General features: G+C 41.2%; 21 protein-coding genes and 1 other RNA gene. 11 read left to right on the plus strand and 11 right to left on the minus strand.

Features of this window, described 5'->3' with window-relative positions; translation table 11 throughout:
- Window positions 1-6: 6 nt before the first annotated feature.
- From FTU03_RS03595 to FTU03_RS03605, 3 genes are all read right to left on the minus strand, one after another.
- On the minus strand, window positions 7-1,254 hold the full coding sequence (locus FTU03_RS03595) for an FAD-dependent monooxygenase (RefSeq protein WP_179992080.1): 1,248 nt from the start codon (window positions 1,252-1,254) through the stop codon (window positions 7-9).
- Window positions 1,251-2,459 (minus strand): 2-octaprenyl-6-methoxyphenyl hydroxylase, encoded by a 1,209-nt coding sequence (gene ubiH / locus FTU03_RS03600; RefSeq protein ID WP_034703738.1) that lies wholly within the window; start codon window positions 2,457-2,459, stop codon window positions 1,251-1,253. The genes FTU03_RS03595 and ubiH overlap by 4 nt, the downstream gene beginning before the upstream one ends.
- A gap of 412 nt (window positions 2,460-2,871) precedes the next feature.
- Entirely contained in the window at window positions 2,872-3,312 is a 441-nt protein-coding gene (locus tag FTU03_RS03605; RefSeq protein ID WP_004782875.1) for a BLUF domain-containing protein, read from the minus strand.
- Between the two features lie 1,200 nt (window positions 3,313-4,512).
- Between FTU03_RS03605 and FTU03_RS03610 the strand changes: the two genes are divergently transcribed.
- On the plus strand, window positions 4,513-5,556 hold the full coding sequence (locus FTU03_RS03610) for an acyltransferase (protein WP_257218392.1): 1,044 nt from the start codon (window positions 4,513-4,515) through the stop codon (window positions 5,554-5,556).
- Window positions 5,557-5,746: 190 nt separating this feature from the next.
- Here FTU03_RS03610 and FTU03_RS03615 read toward each other — a convergent pair whose 3' ends face one another.
- The 3 genes from FTU03_RS03615 to FTU03_RS03625 form a co-directional block, all read right to left on the minus strand.
- On the minus strand, window positions 5,747-5,986 hold the full coding sequence (locus FTU03_RS03615) for a DUF378 domain-containing protein (protein WP_034703714.1): 240 nt from the start codon (window positions 5,984-5,986) through the stop codon (window positions 5,747-5,749).
- 393 nt (window positions 5,987-6,379) lie between these two features.
- Window positions 6,380-7,714 (minus strand): Xaa-Pro aminopeptidase, encoded by a 1,335-nt coding sequence (gene pepP / locus FTU03_RS03620; RefSeq protein ID WP_179992082.1) that lies wholly within the window; start codon window positions 7,712-7,714, stop codon window positions 6,380-6,382.
- A 150-nt stretch (window positions 7,715-7,864) separates the two neighbouring features.
- On the minus strand, window positions 7,865-8,497 hold the full coding sequence (locus FTU03_RS03625) for a UPF0149 family protein (RefSeq protein WP_179992083.1): 633 nt from the start codon (window positions 8,495-8,497) through the stop codon (window positions 7,865-7,867).
- Between the two features lie 65 nt (window positions 8,498-8,562).
- Here FTU03_RS03625 and FTU03_RS03630 point away from each other — a divergent pair, with 65 nt between their 5' ends.
- From FTU03_RS03630 to lon, 5 genes are all read left to right on the plus strand, one after another.
- The gene (locus tag FTU03_RS03630) at window positions 8,563-9,120 is read left to right on the plus strand and encodes a hypothetical protein (RefSeq protein WP_004782884.1); all 558 of its coding nucleotides are present in this window, start codon (window positions 8,563-8,565) and stop codon (window positions 9,118-9,120) included.
- The gene (locus FTU03_RS03635) at window positions 9,117-9,404 is read left to right on the plus strand and encodes a cell division protein ZapA (protein ID WP_005234746.1); all 288 of its coding nucleotides are present in this window, start codon (window positions 9,117-9,119) and stop codon (window positions 9,402-9,404) included. The genes FTU03_RS03630 and FTU03_RS03635 overlap by 4 nt, the downstream gene beginning before the upstream one ends.
- A 97-nt stretch (window positions 9,405-9,501) precedes the next feature.
- Window positions 9,502-9,686, plus strand: a non-coding RNA gene (gene ssrS, locus FTU03_RS03640) — 6S RNA.
- A gap of 288 nt (window positions 9,687-9,974) precedes the next feature.
- Window positions 9,975-10,556, plus strand: a complete 582-nt coding sequence (locus FTU03_RS03645; protein WP_159123362.1) for a 5-formyltetrahydrofolate cyclo-ligase — start codon at window positions 9,975-9,977, stop codon at window positions 10,554-10,556.
- Between the two features lie 147 nt (window positions 10,557-10,703).
- Window positions 10,704-13,130, plus strand: a complete 2,427-nt coding sequence (gene lon, locus FTU03_RS03650) for an endopeptidase La (protein ID WP_034703702.1) — start codon at window positions 10,704-10,706, stop codon at window positions 13,128-13,130.
- A 65-nt stretch (window positions 13,131-13,195) separates the two neighbouring features.
- On the opposite strand, the gene FTU03_RS03655 is transcribed toward lon, so the two are convergent.
- Entirely contained in the window at window positions 13,196-14,155 is a 960-nt protein-coding gene (locus tag FTU03_RS03655) for a M28 family peptidase (RefSeq protein WP_179992084.1), read from the minus strand.
- A 155-nt stretch (window positions 14,156-14,310) separates the two neighbouring features.
- On the opposite strand from FTU03_RS03655, the gene rlmH reads away from it, so the two are divergent.
- The 3 genes from rlmH to FTU03_RS03670 all read left to right on the plus strand — a co-directional run bounded on the left by rlmH (window position 14,311) and on the right by FTU03_RS03670 (window position 16,598).
- Window positions 14,311-14,793 (plus strand): 23S rRNA (pseudouridine(1915)-N(3))-methyltransferase RlmH, encoded by a 483-nt coding sequence (rlmH, locus tag FTU03_RS03660; RefSeq protein WP_179992085.1) that lies wholly within the window; start codon window positions 14,311-14,313, stop codon window positions 14,791-14,793.
- Window positions 14,794-14,899: 106 nt separating this feature from the next.
- Entirely contained in the window at window positions 14,900-15,676 is a 777-nt protein-coding gene (locus tag FTU03_RS03665) for a dioxygenase (protein ID WP_004782897.1), read from the plus strand.
- 139 nt (window positions 15,677-15,815) lie between these two features.
- Complete coding sequence (locus FTU03_RS03670; protein WP_179992086.1) at window positions 15,816-16,598, plus strand: META and DUF4377 domain-containing protein; 783 nt, start codon at window positions 15,816-15,818, stop codon at window positions 16,596-16,598.
- Between the two features lie 69 nt (window positions 16,599-16,667).
- Here the strand turns inward: FTU03_RS03670 and gdhA are convergent, their stop codons facing one another.
- Window positions 16,668-18,011 carry an NADP-specific glutamate dehydrogenase gene (gdhA, locus tag FTU03_RS03675; protein ID WP_179992087.1) on the minus strand — a complete coding sequence of 448 codons (1,344 nt, stop codon included), beginning with the start codon at window positions 18,009-18,011 and terminating at the stop codon, window positions 16,668-16,670.
- 347 nt (window positions 18,012-18,358) lie between these two features.
- On the opposite strand from gdhA, the gene FTU03_RS03680 reads away from it, so the two are divergent.
- On the plus strand, window positions 18,359-19,150 hold the full coding sequence (locus FTU03_RS03680; RefSeq protein WP_179992088.1) for an RnfABCDGE type electron transport complex subunit B: 792 nt from the start codon (window positions 18,359-18,361) through the stop codon (window positions 19,148-19,150).
- A 4-nt stretch (window positions 19,151-19,154) separates the two neighbouring features.
- Window positions 19,155-19,868: an endonuclease III gene (nth, locus tag FTU03_RS03685; RefSeq protein WP_034703692.1), complete on the plus strand. Its 714-nt coding sequence runs from the start codon at window positions 19,155-19,157 to the stop codon at window positions 19,866-19,868.
- Window positions 19,869-19,903: 35 nt separating this feature from the next.
- On the opposite strand, the gene FTU03_RS03690 is transcribed toward nth, so the two are convergent.
- The 3 genes from FTU03_RS03690 to FTU03_RS03700 form a co-directional block, all read right to left on the minus strand.
- Window positions 19,904-20,113, minus strand: a complete 210-nt coding sequence (locus tag FTU03_RS03690) for a hypothetical protein (protein ID WP_004782905.1) — start codon at window positions 20,111-20,113, stop codon at window positions 19,904-19,906.
- Between the two features lie 82 nt (window positions 20,114-20,195).
- Window positions 20,196-20,855: an adenylate kinase gene (gene adk, locus FTU03_RS03695; RefSeq protein WP_004782907.1), complete on the minus strand. Its 660-nt coding sequence runs from the start codon at window positions 20,853-20,855 to the stop codon at window positions 20,196-20,198.
- 82 nt (window positions 20,856-20,937) lie between these two features.
- Window positions 20,938-22,254 (minus strand): membrane protein, encoded by a 1,317-nt coding sequence (locus FTU03_RS03700; RefSeq protein ID WP_034170491.1) that lies wholly within the window; start codon window positions 22,252-22,254, stop codon window positions 20,938-20,940.
- Window positions 22,255-22,280: the final 26 nt, after the last annotated feature.

Consider the following 22,280-nt stretch of genomic DNA (forward strand, 5'->3'; position numbering starts at 1 on the left):
CGGCCGCTAGGCTGAATAACGTGTATCTTTGAGTAAGCTTAAACCATTCGCCTGAGCCATAAATGCATCTTTCAGGACTGTCTGTTGCTCGACCTGTTTCAGCCCGAAATTACGTGCCCACACCACTGGGAAAAGCTCTGTAGTTTCCACCCAGCCAATCGCCGACATGCTATGCATCATCGCATCATTCTGGCCTTTACGGCGATGCTCATAACGTTTCAAGGTCTGTTCATGGGCCCACACTCCACGCGCTTTGTCATGCAGCAACACGTCACAGAGTACGGCAGCATCCAGACAGCCGATATTAACCCCTTGTCCAGCGAGCGGATGAATCACATGCGCAGCGTCACCAATCAGCGCCAAGCCATCTTGTACATACTGCTGTGCAGCACGAGCTTTGAGTGGGAATTTAGCTCGTGCTGTCGCTTCCAGCACTTCACCCAGCATATGATAGCTTTCACGGGTCAATAGTTGAGTGAAGTCAGCATCTGATAGCGCTGCATACTCATCGGCATAATCATCAGGTAATGTCCAGACTATGGATTGCCAGTGGCCTTGCTCTTCTTCTTTAAGACTCGCCATTGGCAGATAAGCCAAAGGACCAGTTTCCAGAAAAATCTGACGGGCCACATGCTGATGTGGCTGGGCTGTTCTAATTGCGCAGCTGATTCCGGCCTGTTTATAGTCCAGTACATCGATATCGATAAAGGCTTGCTCGCGCACAAAGGAGTTCGCGCCATCTGCGCCAATGACCAACTTAGTTTTGAGCTGGGTACCATCTGCCAGATGAATGATCCAAACATCTACTCCACGTTCAACCCGGTTAACTTTGACCTGTGTGCGGTAATCTTGCACCTCTTCAAGCATCTTTTGCTGGATGGCCAGATTCAGAATACTCGGTTCCACCATTGAGCCTAGCGCCTGCTCTACAGAAGGTGTTCTTTCTGAAGAATGACCAAAGTTAATTTCACCATAGCCATTTTTATTCCAGACCTGCATTCCAGTATATGGCTGCTGGCGTGCAAGTTTTTCCCACACACCTACGGTTTTTAATAAATGAATAGTCGCCTGACTTAGCGCCAAAACCCGCGGATTGGCTACACTTAAAGTTTTGTCTGCATCCAGAATAGGCGCAGCATCCAGAACAGTCGCTTGCACACCACCTTGAGCCAGTAATAAAGCGGTCAAGCCACCTACTAGTCCACCACCAACAATGACAACATCTAATACATCAGAACTTGGATTCAGACTCATGCTTTTAACCCCATGGCATAGTTAGCGACCAGTGGCTTGATACCAGGAATGGTATCAAAAGCAATCAGTCCGGTATTGCGGATCAGTTTCAAGAATGGATTCTGGTTACTAAATCCACGTACGACTGAATCACAGAACTTAATCACTCTTTGCTGGTCATTCAAACGGGATTTTTCATAATCCTGTAATACTGCTGCATCACCTAAGTCTGCACCTTGTGACTGCTGTTCTTTCAGGTAGCGCACCAATACATGCGCATCTCGCATACACAGGTTAAAACCCTGACCCGCTACTGGATGAATTGTATGTGCAGCATTACCCATCAAGACCACGCGGCCCACAGCCTGTTTTTCTGCTAATACTTGGGACAATGGAAAACTGAAGCGCTTACCTGTTTTCTGGAATTTACCGGCACGATCGCCATAGGTTTCTTGTAAGGCGTTCAGGAAATGCTGGTCATTTTCTTCACCCAGCCATTCTCCTTCCGTTCCTTTTTTCACAGGCCAGACTACAGAACGACGATATTCACCTGGAAGTGGTAATAAGGCTAATGGGCCTAAGTGGCTAAACCGTTCAAAGCCAACATGATTATGTGGCTTAGAAGTTTGAACGGTAGTGACAATGGCGACCTGATCATAGTCATGTTCTGAAGCCCCAATACCGAGCGCTTTACGACAGAAAGAATCACGCCCATCAGCAGCAATCACCACTTTGGATTGAAGTTTCAATAAAGCATCACCACGTTGTGCTTCAAGATAAGCAAACTCAGCATCTTGAGTCAGAGAGCTGACCTGAACCCCATCAATCAGTTCAATGAGTGGTTCTTTTTTGACTTGAGTTAATAGCACACGACCTAGCCAGGCATTTTCAATCACTTGGCCAAAGCTTTCGACTTTTTCCTGTTCTGCAATTAAGCGCGCCTTACCAAAACTGCCCTGCTCAGTGATATTCACTTCAAGAATCGGCGTTGCATGTTCCTGCAAGGCATCCCAAAGCCCAAGTTCCTGATAAATCTGTACACTACGGCGTGACAAGGCACTATTACGTGCATCAAAGCTGGAATGATAGGGTGCAAGGTTTACATCATCATAATCTGGATATTTGATCGCTTCCAAAAGTTTGACTGCAATATTGGTTTTGGCCAACATCAGCGCGAGACTCAAGCCGACCATACCACCACCGACAATGATGACTTCTTGTTGCATGCTGTAATCCTTTCAATGGCGTACCTATATATAGATACTTATAATCATGATGAATTTTATATTAGCCTAAAAAATTTCTTTTTTATAATAAATTAGGTTGCGGTTTCGAAGCGAAGTCTGCTTGTGGTTAATTTATAGCTCACCTCAACGTCCTACTTAAATTTTTCAAAATACAGAAGTATCATCTGCCTGATAAAAAGCAGAAGAATTTTGGCACTGATTGTTAGGTTTAAAAGCTTGGCTTGGTATGAAATAATGATGAAGATGGGATCTGGATATAATTTTTTGAATTAACAATATTTATGTTTTGAATTTATATAATATTTTTTATTTAACTTATTTAAAGTAAATACTCATTTTAAAAAATCATGCGATACGTAGCTTTAGCTTATATCGCATGATGATGTAAGGATTAACTTGCTTTCAATGTATAGGCATGGTCATTCAAACTTGCCAATATCTGTATAAATTGAGGAATGGTCTCGGCATTCAAGGTATAAGGATTGAATTCATCCAGATTATGTTCGGCAAAGAATCCAAGAATATCCTGATGGATATTGGCATATTTCATATGCCAGTCTGAGAAGAGACGGTCATTCACATCTTCAAAATACAGAACTTCACAATTTTTATGTCGAGGATCTTTCAAGATTTTTTTATAGAACAGATCTTCAATCTTGTTCCTATCTCCTTCCAGACATTGAACAAAGTAACCATTTCCATAATACAGAGCCCCAAAAATCGCATTACGTGAATTGAAATTCAACGCTTCTGTCAGAATATTGAATAGATCATTCATTGGATCTTCGCAATCATACAACTTACTAACATATAAAAGTCTTGCGTCGCTCATTGTCTACCTCAATATTTTAGATTATGTACATTACTCAATATTTTTCTGTTTAATATATATAACTGATTTTATAAAAATTTTCTATGATCAGATACAAAATAATTTATCGAATAGTAAAATAACTTGAAAAATAAAATAAATTTTTATATAAATTCAGCTACTTGCTTTTAACACGCATTTTCCAAATATTTCTATATTAAAAAGCTTCAAAATTTTGCTATTTGAGATCTGCCATCAAGTATCAGTTTTTTACTTTCTAAATGCTCATGTAATTTGAGCACCAGTTATCTTTGCCAGAACATCAGCAAGCCAGCAAAAATGTAAATCAGCGATTTGTTCTCAATCAATAGTGCAAGTGCTACGAATACGATAGCAAAGATGAAGGAACGGATTAAAGTCGCGATGTTTAATTTAGAAACGACAGTCTAAGTCGAGCTCAAGCAACTTATTAAGTATGTACTTTCTTACACCTCTCTTCTTATAATATTTTTAAAAGGTAATTGTTTTTAATTTCTAAATGATACAAAAACATGCTTATTTAATAATCAATCTTGTACTCTTTGACTTACAGCTATTCAAGTCCTTTACCCCTATTTTAGTTAAATGAATTTTCATATGATGATTACATCAGGAACAAGGAGTTCCACATAAGAATAACAATAGATAAGCACAAGGACAGTAAGGTACGACAGGAGTTATACCAAGCTAACCAATACGAAAAACCCCGGCAGGATGCCGGGGTTTTTTATTATTTAATGATTAAAAATTTGAAGATGATACTGAAGTTTCTAAACAGAAATCTTAGCAATCACTACTACCTATATCTTTCATCTACTTATAGAAAATTCCCAAATTTTGGTGTGAAGTTAATAATGTATACGTGATCTTTGAATTAATTCATCAATGGTTTCTGGAATTTCTTTTATTAAGCTGAATACTTTTACTTTTTATTAAAATTTTGAAACATATTTTAAGCCGGTTAATAAATAATAATAATTAATAAAAAATTCATTTTTTACCAGTTTCTAAACTCTAGTGAATATTTGAGTTCCCGTAAAATACGGCTACTTTTATATAAAACCAACCGTAATGATTTTAGATTAAATAATTAGTAATATTCACGGTCTTTCACTAGGTATATTTGTTAAACAAACATTGAGTATGGTAGTTTAAATTAAATACTTTAATAAAATAATAACTATGCTTTATTCAGTGCAATTTCTTAGGGGGATTGCTGCCTTAATGGTAGTTATAAGTCATACCTCCTTTAAAGGACAACAATACAGTGTTGATACACTTCAGTGGTATCACATAGGTGGTTCTGGCGTTGATTTATTTTTCATAATATCTGGCTTTATTATGTGTTATACAACATATAATAAAAAAGTTAATTTTCTAAATTTCATGAGAAACCGATTCATCCGAATCATTCCTCTTTATTGGGTTCTCAGTTTTTTTGCTTTAATTGTATTTCTGATTTCTCCAAATCTTATAAATTCATCCGGTGGTGAAACAGGAATTTTCGAATCTTTCTTTTTAATTCCGAATGGCAGTAAATTTTTAATTAATAATGGATGGACTTTAAGCTACGAATTTTATTATTATTTTATATTTTCTTTTTTCCTAATCTTTTTATTAAAAGACTTATATAAATATCTTTTTATCATTCTATATTTTTCAGTTGTTGTGGCTATAGGTTTAATACTCCAACCAAAATCTGAATTTCTGATGTTTTTAACCCATAATCTTTTGCTTGAATTCGCTTTAGGCGTTCTGGCATTTATCATTATAAAAAATACTAGTCTTTCCCGATTAATGTCTATATTTATGATTCTTGTCGGTGCTTCCCTATTAGTCTATCAAAACTTTTATAAACTACCTGATTTCATCACCTTGAGATCATTAAAAATCGGGATCCCAATGTTTTTCATTTTTGTTGGATGCGTAGCTTTAGAAGACTTAATCACAGAAACTAAATCACTAATTTTAAGATTCTTTAATCATCTTGGAGATTCATCTTACTCTTTATATTTGATTCATCCTTTTACTTTAAGCCCAGTTGCTATGGTTTTAAACAAACTCAATATATTAAACCCTTACCTATTTAGCTCTATACTTATTACCTCTTCGATCTTGGCAGGCTCTATTACGTATCTAGTTTTAGAAAAAAGGTTAATTAAATTAGGCAAAGAACCATTTAACTTCTTTAGGTATTTTTATCCGGTCGATAGAAAAAACTTATAGAGATTTTTTGATCACTTTATACGGTTTTTATCGATTTAAAATTTTATATAGGTTGACTAATTTACAAATGGAAAACGGAGCTTAAGCTCCGTTTCTGTTAAATGTCCTTTATATCTTTTAGATTAACTAATCTGTTATAGAAATCAGTTAATTAAAAAAATATAAATGACTTCAATTAACTTTTAGTCAGTTAACGTACTACTCGAGCTTGAGACTCATGATGTACATCACGTCGACCCAATTTTGTACCAGTATAGATCAGATACAAGGCAGACAAACCAACCAATACATAGATAATTCGAGATAGTGCACTCATTTCACCAAAGATGGCAGCGACTAAATCAAAGTTAAACGCACCAACCAGCCCCCAGTTGATGCCACCAATAATCGCTAAAGCATAAGCAATCCAGTCAAGCGTATTTAGTCTCATCATTTTTCTCCTGCTCTTCTTTGAGTTTATTTAAGGAACAGGTCAAGTATGAGAACGAAATCGGAATTAATATGTTGCTTTGATGCTAAAAACTCAATTGCTGTGTTGAATTCCTGTCATCTTATAATTCTCAATTTTAACAAAGTTAATTTTATTTGAATAAGTCGCGATTAACGTAAGTAAAAGTCTTGCATGTTTCTTGATAGTATCTTTGTTTTATGTAGCCATTGGATAACTTATTGCCTAAGAAATTAATCCATTTTTTCTTAAAATTTTATAAATATTCATTTTAATATCAATAAATTAAAAAATTACTATCATTCACGAATACATTTTTAACTTTCTACTATATAAAAAAGCCGGTGAGATCACCGGCTTTTTTATATCTTTCATTTAAGCAGCATGGGCTTTGGCCATTAAGGCTTCAATATCTTCCACGGTTTTCACAACTTTTGCAGTTAGCACTAGTGGGCCATTTTTGGTAGCAACCACATCATCTTCAATCCGGATTCCGATACCACGCCATTTAACATCTACAGTTTCATCATCTGGCGCAATATAAAGACCCGGCTCAACTGTCACGACCATACCTTCTTCATATGCACGCCATTCACCGTTGGCTTTATAAGTACCTACATCATGTACATCCATACCCAGCCAATGTCCAGTACCGTGCATATAGAACTGGCGGAAACTTTCCGTCTGGATAATTTCTTCAAGATCTCCCTGCATAATCCCCAGATCAAGTAAACCTTGAACCAGAATGCGAACCGCCACATTATGCGGCTCTTTATAAGAGTTCCCGATTTGAACTGCATTGATGGCAGCAATCTGTGCATCCAGTACGACATTATATAAAGCTTTTTGTTCCGGACTGAATTTACCATTCACCGGGAAAGTACGGGTAATGTCCGAAGCATAAAACTGATATTCACATGCAGCATCAATCAGAACCAGATCACCATCTTTCAGTTCTTTGTCATTCTCTACATAATGCAGAATACAGGCATTTTCACCGCCACCAACAATACTGTTGTACGATGGTACACAGCCATTTTTACCAAAAACATAATTTAATTCTGCTTCTAAAGCATATTCCATCATGCCTGGACGAACTTTCTGCATAGCCAGTGTATGCGCTTCTGCAGAAATATCTGATGCAAGCTGCATCAGTTCAATTTCATTTTCATCTTTATGCAGACGCATTTCATCAATGATACGATCCAGCTGCATGATCTGTGCCGGTGCAGAAGTACCACGGCGGCTTTCACCACTGGCTGTTACGATCCATTTGGCTACACGTGCATCAAATTCGGCATTGTGTCCAATCCGGTAGAAAAGCTTGTCTTTGTTCTGAAGCTTGGTGAGGATTTCCTCATCCAGTAGATCAATCGCATAAGCTTCGTCTGCTTCATAATCATCAACGGCGCCATCTACTCCGGCACGGTAGCCGTTCCAGATTTCCATTTCACGATCACGTTCACGGCAGAACAGGCTATAGGTATAGCCTTCTTCTTCAGTATCGAAAGTTTCAATGACTGCAACTGCTTCAGGCTCAGCAAATCCGGTCAGGTAAAAGAAACTGCTGTCCGCGCGGTATTTATAATCTGCATCACGGTTACGCAGGGCAACCGGGCTGGTGGCAATAATCGCGATACTACGTAATCCCATTTCCCCTGCGAGGATGTCACGACGTTCCTGAAAATCGGCTTGAGTCAGTTTCTTCATTACACCTTACTTCTTATCAATTGCTACTGTTATTTAAAATTTGTTCCTGAAAACAGGTCAGATTAATTTACTATCATCATGAGAAGGATCAGCAAAAAATATGCCGGTTTTCAGAACCGTTTTTTAATTTGTGTTTAGAACCGCTTGAACTTAACTCGGACGTTTCGGCGAGAAAATTTCAACTACAGATTGCGCTTCAGTTGCAGAAGCTGGAGTAGGTGCTTTTTGCGTGAATTTCTGCAATAAAGGTGTTTCTTCAACTTCTAATTTCTTACGGCCGACGGACAGGCTTACCGGAATCAGACGAACAAACTCATACAGCTCCTGATAGCTTTCTTCGCCTTCGGCATCGTCATCAGAATCTTCAAACTCGACTGCTGCAACATCTTGTAAATGTTCAATCAGTTCCATTTCATCATTGCGGATATGCCCTGAAGCCAGACCGAAACCAAGCACTACGCCTGCACACCAGTCAGCCAATGCCTGAACGCGTTCAGCCAAGCTATGCTCATCATCTGGTAGTAATGGCAGATAATCCAGCTCATCTTCAGACAGCGCATGAAATATGTCTTCTGCCTCACCCGTTAACAATTCTAATGTTTCAGGGTTCAGTTCAGGAACATCTAGCGTTTTTAGAATCTGTACCCATTCATCATTTGAAGGTGCCTGAGTGACACAGACAATTCCGGTAAGCAAACCATGCAGTTCGCTTGGGCTAGAAATTTCTTCAATTGAGGAAAAATTGCGGTACCATTCTGACCAACCTGAAATATCGTCTTGCATTCGTTTATCCAATCTCTATACTGCTTTATATATTACCTTTGTTTGCAACACTGTGCGACCTCGATATGTTAGAAGAATTACAGCGTCTACAAGTGCATATTGGCGTTTTAAAAACGCGACTTGCACAACTTGAAAGTGAGAATACCAGTTTACGGGAGAAGCAAGAGGCTTCAAGCGTGCAACATGAAACTCAAATTGAACAAAAAAATAGCTTTATTGCGCAAAAACAACAAGAAATCCAGAATCTCAATCAGCAACTGACAGAATCACGTAACCAGTTTCAGCATTTAAACCAGGATGCTACAGCACTGGCAGATCGTTATAGCCGTCTGGAAAAAAGTTGTACTGATCTAAAGAACCGTTTTCAGGAAATTCTGGCTGAACGCAATGAGTTACGCGTGCTGAAAGAAAAGTTATTGCTGGAACAGCGTCATGCCCAGCAGGAAATTCAGCGGCTGAATCAGGAATCTGAACGTCTTACCCAGAAAAATGAAAATGCCAAAGCTAAAGTTGAAGCCATTATTCAACGTCTGGCAATTTTGGGAACAGCCCAGGATCAAAATGCACAGGAAATTCAGCAATTGGCCCATCCTACTGAAGTGACTGAGGAAGCTTCATCATGAGTGAACAAATCGCAATCGACTTAAAGGTATTGGGTCACAGTTTCCGTCTGGCCTCCACTGCGGATCAGCAGGATGAACTACAACGTGCAGCGCAATTACTCAATGAAAAATACGATGAATTTCGCCGTAAAGCACCTCGTATGGAACCAAGTAAACTGATCATTATGGTGGCACTGGAACTGATGCAGGAAGTATTGACGATGAATAAATCCCTGCAACAATATGCACACTGCGAACGTTTGTTACAAACTATTTTGGAAGAAGTTGAAGAACTAACTGAATAATCGAGTTTTTTGTTTAAACTTCGGTCGTTCGACTAAACTGTTTACAGTTCACGAACAGCATAGAGTTGCCACATCAACATTATCGTTTATACTTAGTCTAACTCTGAGATGTTCGCCAGCGGGTCAGATTCCCCTGAGCCGATATTTAAATCTTAGGATTGAGTTCTGCATATTTAGAGTGTATGCCCATCCGGTATGGGAAACCCAGCAAGTATGCGTCTCGTCCACCTTGAACTTTAGGGTTCAAGGGTAATGACATGCAGCGGCATCCTCGGAGTGCTTCTATTTTTCTCAAAATATTTCATCATTTATCTTCTTTTCTAAATCTTAAATTCATTGCATTTTTCTTGGTTTAGCGTCCTATACTCGTACCTTTTTCGTCTTTTAAAAAATTGCCTAGATCTAAATATAGTTCGATTAATTCATCATAAATGTTTCATTATTTTTAAAATTTAATCAAAAATTCATACTGATGCCTATAATACTCGCTATGTTGCTACCCTCTATTTAAGCTATGGCATTTTATTAATCTAATGCCCTAAAATCCTGAAGACCATATTTATGACGACGATGAATCTTTCCGAACTTCGCAAACAGCTACGTAAACAGCGCCGTCAACTCTCTCGATTTACCCAGAAACAGACTCAACAACGTATCCTGAATATGATTCGGACTTTGCCAGAATTTCATGCAAGCAAATCTGTTGGGGTTTATCTGGATGCTTTCGGTGAGGTTCGGACTCAGGCGCTGATTGAATACTGCTTTAAGCATCATAAACGGGTTTATCTCCCCAATATTTGCAATATGAACCAGCAACTCACTTGGGTAGAAATCAGCCAGAATCAATATCGTTCCCAGCGTTTTGCTCATCATCGGTTGGGAATGCGTGAACCCATGGCTACACGTGGTCTGCATGTCTCAAAACTAGATCTTTTAGTTATGCCACTATTAGCCTGTGATCAATATGGCACCCGAATTGGTATGGGTGGTGGCTATTATGATCGTACGCTGGCAACAGCACCGCACCGTCCTTTTCGTCTGGGGTTAGCACATGACTTTCAGCTGATCCCACAGCCTTTAACCCGAGAAGTTTGGGACCAGCCTCTAGATGCCCTGCTTACGCCTACACTTTTACAACGTTTTAAGCGTTAAACAATGTATTTCCAAATACATAAGTACTTTAAAATCACATAATTAGTCATTTTTTATACAATTTAGTCGCTATAGCCCTTGTAATTTTTAAATTACCCATCACTATTAAAAACATGGCAACACCGTTGTCACTCATTAGGAGTGCCCATGTCTGAAATTATTATGAATCAAGAAACCTTAGAGCCTCAGGTTCCAAGTGTATTACCACTTTTGGCGCTACGTGATGTGGTGGTGTACCCACACATGCAAATTGCGCTATTTGTCGGTCGTGAAAAATCGATCAATGCAGTTGATGTGGCTCGTAACAGTGACAATCTAGTATTTGTAGTTGCGCAAAAAGATTCGCTTACAGAAGAAATTGATCACGACAACTTATATCAATACGGTACTGTCGCGAAGATTGTGCAAGTTGTGAATCACGAAAATGATGAAAACTGTATTAAAGTCCTGATTGAGGGACTGTATCGTGCCAAGCTCAAAACCATCATTGATGAAAATGAGTATTTGACTGCTGAGCATGAACTTAGCCCAATGACTGTGTCAGTCGATGAAACAACTCAAGCTACGCGCTTGCAGGAGCTGCGTGCCCTGTTCGCTCAGTATGCTGAAGCAAAACTTCGTAATGCTCGTGAGCTGATTGCAGCTGCGAATAAAATCGAAGACTTGTTGCAACTGTTATTCTTCGTAGCGACCCGTGTTCCTTTGAATATCGAAGTGAAACAGAAATTCCTGGAATATGACGAGTTCGATGCACATTTAACTGAGTTGATGACTTATCTACTGCAACAGTCTGAAGAACAGCAGATCGAACAGACTTTGCATGACTCTGTTAAACGCCAGATGGAAAAAAACCAGCGCGAATACTTCCTGAATGAAAAAATGAAAGTCATTCAGCGCGAGCTTTCCGATATGAATGGCGGTGCAGAAGATGACGTTGCGGAAATCGAAAAACGTCTGGCTGAAGCTGATCTGCCTGAGCATGTGCGTAAAAAAGCGGAATCTGAGTTCCGTAAACTCAAAGCAATGCAACCAGCCTCTAGCGAAGCTGCGGTAGTTCGCAACTATCTAGAAGTGATTCTAGATACGCCATGGAACAAAGCCAGCAAAGTTAGCATTAACTTGAATAAAGCTCAGGAAATCCTGGATGCCGATCACTATGGTCTGGACGATGTCAAAGACCGTATTGTGGAATATCTGGCGGTTCAGTCTCGCGTGAAAAAATTACGCGGTCCAATCCTGTGTCTAGTTGGTCCTCCAGGTGTAGGTAAAACTTCCTTGGGTGAATCGATTGCCAAAGCGACTGGCCGTGAGTTTGTCCGTATGGCCCTAGGTGGTGTACGTGACGAAGCAGAAATTCGTGGTCACCGTCGTACCTACATTGGTGCGATGCCAGGTAAGATCGTGCAGTCATTGACCAAAGTTGGCGTGAAAAACCCGCTGTTCTTGCTCGATGAGATTGACAAGATGGCTCAAGACTACCGCGGTGATCCAGCTTCTGCGATGCTTGAAGTACTTGATCCATCACAGAACAACAAGTTCAATGATCACTATCTTGATTTGGACCTTGACCTGTCAGAAGTGATGTTCATCTGTACTGCCAACAGCATGAATATTCCTGAAGCCCTCTTGGACCGTATGGAAGTGATTCGTCTGCCTGGCTATACCGAAGAAGAGAAAGTTAACATTGCTGACCGTTACCTTGTTCCTAAAGCAATCAAGAACAATGGTTTACGTGCTAAAGAGTTGACTGTGCATGAAGAAGCGATTCGTGACATCGTGCGTCGTTATACTCGTGAAGCCGGTGTTCGTAACCTTGAACGTGAAGTGTCTAAAATTGCACGTAAGGTAGTGAAAGAAGCAGTTAGCAAGAAAGCTAAAAATCTTCAGGTTGAAGTGAATGCGGGTAATCTTCCAGATTACTTAGGTCCACACAAATTTGACTACGGTATGGCGGAAGAAGAGGCTCAAATCGGCCGTGTAAATGGCTTGGCTTGGACTTCAGTGGGTGGTGAGTTACTGACTATTGAAGTTGCAGCAGTACCTGGTAAAGGTAAATTCATTACCACCGGTTCACTTGGTGATGTAATGAAAGAATCGATTACCGCTGCCATGACTGTCGTTCGTACCCGTGCGGCTGAGCTAGGTATCGAAGCGTCTCGCTTTGAAGAAACTGATGTGCACGTGCATTTACCAGAAGGTGCGACTCCGAAAGATGGTCCATCTGCAGGTTTGGCACTGACCACTGCTCTAGTTTCTGCATTCACCGGTATTGCGATTCGTCCAGATATTGCGATGACAGGTGAAACCAGCTTAAGTGGCCGTGCAATGCGTATCGGTGGCCTGAAAGAGAAACTGCTTGCTGCGCACCGTGGTGGCATTAAACTGGTGTTCATTCCACAGGAAAACGTTCGTGACCTTGCGGAAATTCCTGAAAATGTAAAAGAAGGCTTAGAAATCAAAGCTGTGAAATCGATTGATGAGATTTTACCTCTGGCTTTGATCGATATGCCGAAAGCACTGGTGAAACCACCAATTGTGAAAGCAAGTGAAGAAGCTAAAGCTGCACGTCATTAAGACCTAAAGGCTTTGAAAAACACCCTGCTCTGGCAGGGTGTTTTTGTATTTAGGCGAGGTTAATTTTAAAGACGAATCACCATATCGACCAAGCCATTCACGACCTGAGCCATCTTGGTCAGATCCAGTTTATCTAAGGTATCCTGCTCGGTATTGTAGTAAGGATTACGATAATGCGCTGTGTCTGTAATCAGCATAGTTGAATAGTTAAACTTGGCATAATTCAGATAACCAGAAAAATTCATGTCCTGAGCGAATGCCGGACTGACAAAACGCTGACAGTCCAGACGCTTGAAACGTTGCATGGACGCACAGTAATCTCCTGTCAAACCGGCCGATGCCAAATGTCCAATCGCAGCAATAAAGTTTCCATGTCGGGGATAGATCCATTTCAATCCTGTCGGATAGGTCTGCACCAGATTTTCATCATAATAACCAATAGAATCCAGAATAATGACACCTTTCACTTTTTGTTTCTGGGCCTTTAATGCTTTGGCATGTAGATAGCTTCCCATATGTTCAGTCTTGAAATAGGGTGGCTCCTCCAGTGTATAGAAAGCAAACTCGATATTATGTTTGAGTTTTGACTTTTGTAAGGCCAATAATCGAGCTGTTTCCAGTACCCCTGCTACACCGGAAGCATTGTTATCTGCTCCATACAGATCACTAAAGACATCATAATGCGCACCAATAACCAGTTTGGTTTTGGCTTTAGCATTAAGCTGACATACCACATTTCTATAGCTTAGGCTATTTACGATATAATTTTGGAACTGACATGGGATGCCAAGCAGACGCATCTGTTCTTTGAGCCATGCTGAGACCCGGTTTAATTCACTGGTATTTTTAAAATTCCGGTATTCGTCCACACTGATAATCTGTTTGATAAACAGTTCCAGATATTCTGGCTGTGCCTGTTTGGAGGAAAAATTTGCAGGCGCAGCAAAGCTCATGCCTGAACTGGTTAAACCGAGAATAATTAGTAGAAAAGTACAATATCTTTTAATAATGAAACTGGTCCGCATTTCTTATTATCCATTCCTTTATTATCAAGCGGATACTTGAATCATGGATATTAAAGCAACATTAAATTCATGATTTCAATTTCAATTTGTTTCCCTAGCTCAACTTCGTGTTGTTTGATCGTTATAATGAAGTATCTAATTATTGATCCAGTTCTATGAAAATCCGTATCTTGACCATCGGCCAGAAAATGCCGGCTTGGGTGTTGACAGGCTTTGAAGACTATTTCAAACGTATCCAGCCTTTTGTACAGACTCAGGTGGTTGAATTGCCCATGGCGAAACGGGGCAAAAACGATTCTGAAGCCGATATTATGAAATACCGGAATATTGAAGGTGACAGTATTTTAAATGCCTTAAAACAGAATGAAGTCCTGATTGCACTAGAAGTCGGTGGCCGTGAGTTTAGTACGGAAAAACTGGCTGAAACCATGAAAGGCTGGATGCTGGAAGGTCATGATATTGCCTTGGCGATTGGTGGGCCAGATGGCCATTCTGAAGCAGTCCGAAAAGCAGCAGCCTGGCATTGGTCCCTGTCTAAACTCACCTTGCCACATCCGCTAGTCCGTGTAATGCTGATTGAACAACTGTATCGCGCCATGAGCATCAACCATAATCATCCTTATCACCGTGCAGGCTGATCTGTTGATGCGTTCTGATTATGCAACGTTTTGTTGAACAATTCCCCCTGCCTTTGCTTCTCTTTTTATTGCATGATTAAAACATTGAATTAATGTGGTTTGACTTATGAACTTACAGACTTTGCCCGGCTTATTTATTTCTCATGGTTCCCCTATGCTCGCGCTCAATCCTGAGCAGGTTGGCCCGGCATTGCACCGTTTAAGCCTGAATCTGCCACGTCCAACTGCCATTATTGTTATGTCGGCACATTGGGAAAGTGAAGCTCTGGAAGTCAATACAGGTATTCGTCCTGAAACCTGGCATGACTTCCGTGGCTTTCCACCTGAGTTATATGAGTTACGCTACCCTGCTCCCGGCAATCCAGAGCTGGCTGAGCAAGTCTTGGGCTTATTGGCCAATGCCGGGTTCTCTGCACATGCCAACAGCACCCGTCCACGTGATCATGGCGTCTGGATGCCGCTCTTACATATGTATCCAGAAGCAGACATCCCGGTGGTTGAAATTTCTTTACCAATGTCGATGAGTGCAGAAGAGATTTACAAGATTGGCCAGACGTTGGCGCCACTTCGTGAGCAGCAGGTTTTTCTGATCGGGTCAGGCAGTATTACCCATAATTTGCGTGAATTGTCCTGGCAGGGAAATAGCGATGAAGTTCCGGAATGGGCATCGACCTTCCGCAACTATGTGGCCAATAAATTAACCCATAGCGATTTTGATGCTGTGCTGGACTGGCAATCCATTCCTCAACTGAAACGCAACCATCCAACGCTGGAACACTTTGCGCCGCTATTCTTTGCCATGGGCACCGGCAACCGTTTCAGTATCGTGCATAGCAGTTTTACGATGGGCGCTTTGGGAATGGATATTTACCGTTTTGACTGACAGTAAACTTCAACCATTTAACATCCGACTTTTTAATTTGGATACATTTTGTTAGCAAAAGCTACGTTTTGTATCCATATTTTTTGTTAATCTCTTGATTATAATCACGTTGAAACTTTAGCACATAGAATATAAACCAATGAAATTCAGTATTTTTGCGCTTGCCCTATTCCCTTTGGCTTTAACTGCATGTCAATCTTCTCATCTTCCTGCCGCTTCAGGAGATACAGCTATTTCTACTCTATCCACCACATTAAAAACGCCTACACAAATTTTACCCGCTTATACTTGGGAATTTGATCGTGGGCTGCAACGCCCGATTGTTCTGAGCTTTGATCAGCAAGGCAGACTGAGTGTAGCTTCTGGCTGTAATGGCCTTGGCACGAGCTGGACTGTTAAAGATAATACCCTGAGTACTGGTGACATGATGGGTACCATGATGGCGTGTGATGCACCATTAATGGAACAGGAACGTTTTATCAGCCAGCTTCTGCAAAAGCGTGATATTCCGTTTAGTCTGGATCTAAGTGATGCCAATCAGCCAAAACTGAGTATTACTACAGCTGATGGTCAAAAATATGTCTTTACCGGAAAAATGACACCGGAAACCAAATACCAAGGTCAGGCAGAAACCATTTTCCTGGAAGTTTCGCCACAGACTAAAGCCTGTACGGGTGTAGCTCAGCAAACCTGCTTACAGGTGAAAGAAATCAAATATGATGAAAAAGGTTTAAAGACTCAAGTAGATAAAGACTGGACTTTATTTTACGATCAGATTGAAGGTTTTCAGCATACACCGAATGAGCGTCAGATTATTCGGGTAAAACGTTATGAAATCAAAAATCCGGCAGCTGACCAGTCTAAATATGCCTATATATTCGACATGGCTGTAGAGCGTGAAACAGTCAAAGGCACTCTTTAAAGATAAAATCTGAACATAAAAAAACCGAGGCATTCACCTCGGTTTTTTTAAGCTTAAACTAAGTCAGACTTAGAATACGCCTTGAGAAAGCATTGCATCAGCAACTTTTACGAAGCCAGCGATGTTTGCGCCGTCTACATAGTTTACAATACCGTCTTCTTTAGTACCGTATTTCACACAGTTGCGGTGAATTTCTTTCATGATCGCATGCAGACGTTCGTCAACTTCTTCGAAAGTCCAGCCTAAACGCAATGCGTTTTGAGACATTTCAAGACCAGAAGTTGCTACACCACCGGCGTTAGATGCTTTACCTGGAGCATAAAGGATTTTCGCTTCAACGAATTTCTCAACTGCTTCAAGTGTAGAAGGCATGTTCGCGCCTTCAGCAACACAAATTACGCCGTTTGCAAGAAGCGCTGCTGCATCATTCGCATCAAGTTCGTTTTGAGTCGCACATGGAAGCGCGATATCACATTTGATACCCCAAGGACGTTGACCTTCAAGGTATTCAAAACCGTGTTTAGATGCAAATTCAGAGATACGGCCACGTTTAATGTTTTTCAGTTCCATCACTTCAGCAAGAAGCTCTTCAGTGAAACCGTCTTTAACGTGAACAGTACCCGCAGAGTCAGATAGAGAAACAACTTTAGCACCCAGGAACATTGCTTTTTCAGCAGCGTACTGGGCAACGTTACCAGAACCAGAGATTGTTACCACTTTATCTTTGAAGCTTTCGCCACGAGTTTTCAGCATCTCTTCAGCGAAATACACTGTACCGTAACCAGTTGCTTCTGGACGAGCCAGAGAACCACCGAAAGTCAGGCCTTTACCAGTGAATACACATGAAGTGTCATTGCTGAGTTTTTTCATCATACCAGCCATGTAACCAACTTCACGGCCACCCACACCGATATCACCCGCTGGGATATCTGTATTAGAACCAAGATGACGATAAAGCTCGATGATTAACGCTTGGCAGAAACGCATGATTTCGCCTTCTGATTTGCCTTTAGGGTCAAAATCAGAACCGCCTTTACCACCACCCATAGGCAATGTAGTCAGGGCATTTTTGAAAGTTTGCTCGAAACCGAGGAATTTCAAAATAGAAAGGTTCACTGACGGGTGGAAACGCATACCACCTTTGAATGGACCAATCGCTGAGTTGTACTGTACGCGGAACGCACGGTTAACCTGTGTTTGACCTTGGTCATCTACCCAAGCAACACGGAACTGGATCGCACGCTCAGGTTCAACTAGACGTTCTAGTAAACCATGTGCTGCGTATTGTGGATTCTTTTCAATGAATGGCCACAAACTGGTCATCACTTCTTCTACAGCTTGAAGAAATTCGGGTTGATGTGCATCACGTGATTTTACGTAATCTAGGAACTCATTAAGTGTGTTGTATTTCAACGCTTAATCCTCAGCAGAAAATGGATCAAAATTGGTCAAATTTACAATCAATGTTAAATTTTGGCGCAAAATATTAAATATCTTTTGTAACTAATCTACAATACTTTTTTGAAAAATAGTTTAAATTTAATTTGATAACAATTATTTATATTGATTATGAATATTTTTTCTGTGTGCTTAAATGCCAATTGAATCAATGCTTAATTGTTAATTTATGCCTGATAATAATGCACAAAGTGACCTTTAATCGTGCATAACTTAGTTCCTTAAAAACATGTTAAAATTGTTAAATTGACATATTTTGTTTCATTCACTCTAAGGCTCAGCCCGAGCAGCCTAGGTTATTCATGAATTCGCAGATCTCTCTAGTCCAGTCTATTGATGCTTTATTGCCCCAAACCCAGTGCGGTTTATGTGGTCATCGTGATGGCTGCTTGCCCTATGCTCAATCCATTGCTGAGGGCGAAGATGCCAATAAATGTGTACCGGGTGGACAGCCCGTCGCTGATGCTCTGGCAACATTGTTAAATCGTTCTAAACTGCCCGCTGAAGAAAGTGTCTGGCCCATTCAGACGGATGGTCGTCCTCAGCGCATGAAAGCCATCATTCGTGAAGATGAATGTATTGGTTGTACCAAATGCATCAGTGCCTGTCCGGTCGATGCGATTATTGGCTCAGGTAAATTAATGCATACTGTGCTCACTGACTTGTGTACCGGCTGTGAACTCTGCATTTCGCCTTGCCCGGTAGACTGTATTGATCTGGTCGAAGACCTTCAGCCTTTGCCAAACGAAACTCAGCGTATTGCTGAACAGGATGACTTGCGCAAACGTTACTACGCGCATATTCAACGCGAAGAAAAACGTCGCATCGACCGTAAGGGACCTGTCGTTCGTGCCGAGATTAATACTACCCTATTTGCCCAGTTCTCTGCTCAGGTCGATCAGGTTCCAGCCATTGAAATCGTGAAAAAACCAGCAGATGAAGTGGTTACACTTGATGCCAAAACCACGATTGAACTTGCAAAATTACGTACACAAATCAAAAAGTTAGAAAAACAGCTTTCGGTCCGTGAGGATGCACGCAAACGTCTGCAACTTGAAGAACTGATGCAGCAATTACAGGCTTTACAGGGATAAGATCATGACTACAGTAACAGCCAAGCCTGTAAAAAACATGACTAAAAAACAGATTCAGACTTTCTTTGAGCGCCTGCGTGAGCAGCGTCCGAATCCAAAAACTGAATTGAATTATTCCAGTCCATTTGAATTACTGGTTGCAGTGACCCTGTCTGCCCAAGCTACGGATGTGAGCGTCAATAAAGCCACCGATAAACTGTTTCCGGTCGCCAATACACCGGAAGCGATTTATGCACTCGGCGTGGATGGGCTGAAGGAATATATCAAAACGATTGGCCTGTATAACTCCAAAGCTGTGAACGTCATTAAAGCCTGTGAAATGCTCATCAAGAAGCATAACAGCGTAGTACCGGACAATCGTGCAGATCTGGAAGCTTTACCGGGTGTAGGACGCAAAACAGCGAATGTGGTGCTAAATACCGCCTTTGGCCAACCGACCATGGCTGTGGATACGCATATCTTTCGTGTTGGTAACCGTACCGGGTTGGCGGTGGGTAAAAACGTGCTTGAGGTCGAGCATCGTCTGGTCAAAGTGATTCCAAAAGAATTTATTATTGATTCACATCACTGGCTGATTTTACATGGCCGCTATTGCTGCATCGCACGTAAACCGAAGTGTCATGAATGTGTGGTCGCCGATGTCTGCAATTGGCCCGACCGTTTTGAATTTGGCGCAGGTCGCGCAATTCCGGTGAAAAATATTGAAGCTGAACGCTAGGTTCAGCTTTTTAATTTAAGTACTCGAAAAGTTTTTTATTTTTTATTTTGCTCAGCCTGTTCTTGCTTGCGCTTTTGCTCAAGCTCGGCCTGTAATTTGGGATGCAGCTGACGCTCAGGCACCTTACCCACATTCTCAGCACGTTCTTCCTGACGTACTTTTTTCAGCATCTTGAAGCTGACATAGAACAGCGCAAACAGTACTGCCAGAAATACAATCATCAATCCCAATACAGCAAATTTCACAGCAGATCCTTTTGAACAATACAATAAAAAGAGCCCTAATATGACTTAGGGCTCTTTGAAAGTCAAAATGATCGGAAACCGATTATTTTGCTTGATCCAGAATCGCGAAAAGATCTTTTTGAACTTCTTCGATTGGACGTAGACCGTTTAACTTGTCATAAGTCGGTGCATTTTCGCCTGAAGCTGCACGGCCTTGATAGAAGCCAACCAGCTGTTCAGTTTCAGTGTGGTATGAACCTAAACGGCGACGAATAGTTTCTTCCTGGTCATCTGGACGTTGTACCAGATCTTCACCAGTTTCATCATCTTTACCTTCCACTTTTGGCGGGTTGTAAACGATGTGATAAACGCGACCAGACGCCGGGTGTTGACGACGACCAGATAGACGTTGAACGATTTCTTCATCCGGCACATCAATTTCAATCACATGATCAATTGCAATGCCTTCTTTTTCCAGCGCTTCAGCTTGAGGAATCGTACGTGGGAAACCATCAAAGATGCAGCCATTTGCACAGTCAGGTTGTGCAATACGCTCTTTGACCAGACCAATGATCAATTCATCAGAAACCAAACCGCCATTGTCCATGACGCTTTTAGCTTGTAGACCTAATTCAGTTCCTTCACGAATTGCAGCACGGAGCATATCACCGGTTGAAATTTGTGGGATATTGTAGCGCTTACAGATCAACTGAGCTTGTGTACCTTTACCTGCTCCAGGTGGTCCGAGTAAGATAATGCGCATATATAAACATCCTCATTTTTTAACTATGTATAAGATACCCAGCTTCACACGACCAAAACGTGTGCTGCTCTTTGGCATCTAATTATAAGAAAGCCACAAACAAATGGATTAAACCCGCAACAAAACCGGTAACTCCCCCCAGGACAATCAAGATCCATTCATCTTCCTGAAAAGCAGGACGTAATAGATTCTGAAACTCGTTAGGCGTCAAATCACGTATGCGGTCTCTAAACATTTGATAGATCTTCTGTGCACGGCTCGCATTAAACGCAGGGTCGCTTACAGGCACCATCGTAATTTCAATCGAGCGATCGATCAAGTCTGTCTTGAGTTTTGCATACTCTTTTGGTCCTAAAGACAACTGTAAAGAGGTCCGAACCAGCGGTGTTTCCATAATTTCGTTAATATGACGTTTGACAATACGGCGGGTTTTATCTTTTTTACCACCATACATCATTTCTGTCATGATCGATTTTAGCGTAATCAGATCTTCTGTGACCACACTTGCAAATACGTCAGAGACTTCCTCCTGACGTTTCATAAATGCGCCTTGTATGTTATAGGTGCCAATTCTTGGAATCACCGGCTTGATCCAAGGGAATCTATGATCGGCTGTACGCTTAAAGAATTGCGGGTATTTAATATAATGCGGTTCTACCGGATTAAACACCATCCAGATCGCAATCCAGTTAGTCAGGAAGCCCCAGATAGCAGCCCAGAACGGTACGGTCCAGTGCCATGGCACCACAAACCAGACCACCATCTGGAACAGGCCAAAGAACATCCCGATCAGGGCACTGATATGCCAGATAAAGTTGATTTCTTTCTGTCCGACTTTCAGGAACATGCGCACCATTAAACGACGATCGCCTTCCATTTGACTGACCACCATGTCGCGCATATCGACCAGTGACTCGACGTTCATGGTCAGTTCAGTCACCAATTCTTTTAATACCTGTGGCAGCTGTTTATGGGCTTGGGCATAAATACGGCGCTTGATTGAATAAGGCAAGTTTTCCCATAACACCGCATTTCGGTCCATCATGACTTCATCAATCAGATGTTCCAGTTCAAAACCGACCTGTTCCCCGATAATACGTGCCATATCATCCGGATCCATTGCCTGCAAGAACTCTTGGATAGAACCCAATTTAGACAAGGTATTATCCGTGATAATTCCTGAGATTCTTCCAGCTTTACGCGGCACAATACCTTGCCAGCCAACAGGAACAGGCCCGACATGAAAACCCCAAAAATTAATTGGATAAAACACCATTTTTAGCGCCATCCACACGTGAGCCCATGTTACGAATGCGGTCACCGGGATAATGCTGAGCACTGCCCAAAAATCTGGGCGATTCAAGAAGGCTTGCCACAATTCATTGACGTACTCAAGCATGCATAAATTCCATATTTAATTTTTTG

Origin of the sequence: Acinetobacter sp. YH12046, from assembly GCF_013419905.1 — a bacterium.
Taxonomy (GTDB): domain Bacteria; phylum Pseudomonadota; class Gammaproteobacteria; order Pseudomonadales; family Moraxellaceae; genus Acinetobacter.